Below are 683 nucleotides of genomic sequence, written 5' to 3'. Positions count from 1 at the left end.
CGGTGGCTCGCTTCCGCTCCGGAAGGCGGCTAGAGCCGGCCAAGGGTCAGCCGCAGGCAGCGGTCCAGCGGGGACGCCACCCGGAGACTGTGGGTCACCATCAGCAGGGCACTGCCGGCCTCGCGAACCAGGTCCAGCAGCAGCTCCAGCACTTCGCCGGCGGTGGTTTCGTCGAGATTGCCGGTGGGCTCGTCGGCCAGCAGCAGGGCGGGGCGTGGCGCCAGCGCGCGGCCGATGGCCAGGCGCTGCTGCTGGCCGCCCGAAAGCTGCTCGGGGTAGCGTCGTTCCAGACCGGCAAGGCCCAGGCGCTCCATGAGATGCGCCGACCACTCCGGCGTTTCACGCTTGGCCAGCCGCGCCTGCAGGCGCAGGTTGTCGATTACGTTCAGGCTCGGCACCAGGTGGAACTGCTGAAAGACCAGCCCCAGGGTCTCGCGGCGCAGCCGGGCGCTGTCCGGCTCGTCCAGCGTAGAGACCGAACGGCCGGCGACGACCACTTCGCCGCTATCCGGCAGGTCGAGCCCCGCCGCCAGGTGCAGTAGCGTCGACTTGCCGCTGCCGGACTCGCCCATCAGCGCCAGGCTCTCGCCGGGGCGCAGCTCGAGGTCGATGGCAGTGAGCACCTCGAGCGGCCCCTGGGGCGTGGCGTAGGCCTTGTGCACCTGGTTGAATTCGAGCATGGC

At 70.9% G+C, this 683-nt stretch carries 1 protein-coding gene; it reads right to left on the bottom strand.

Going from position 1 to position 683, the window contains the following annotated elements:
* Positions 1 to 29: 29 nt before the first annotated feature.
* Complete coding sequence (locus QPM17_RS23690; protein ID WP_285394200.1) at positions 30 to 680, bottom strand: ABC transporter ATP-binding protein; 651 nt, start codon at positions 678 to 680, stop codon at positions 30 to 32.
* Positions 681 to 683: the final 3 nt, after the last annotated feature.

The organism is Marinobacter azerbaijanicus, assembly GCF_030250645.1.
Lineage (GTDB): Bacteria > Pseudomonadota > Gammaproteobacteria > Pseudomonadales > Oleiphilaceae > Marinobacter > Marinobacter azerbaijanicus.
This window is presented reverse-complemented; position numbering and strand designations above follow the sequence as displayed.

Coding starts and splice junctions, on each gene's coding strand:
- QPM17_RS23690 (WP_285394200.1), bottom strand. CDS start 680: ATGCTCGAATTCAACCAGGTGCACAAGGCCTACGCCACGCCCCAGGGG.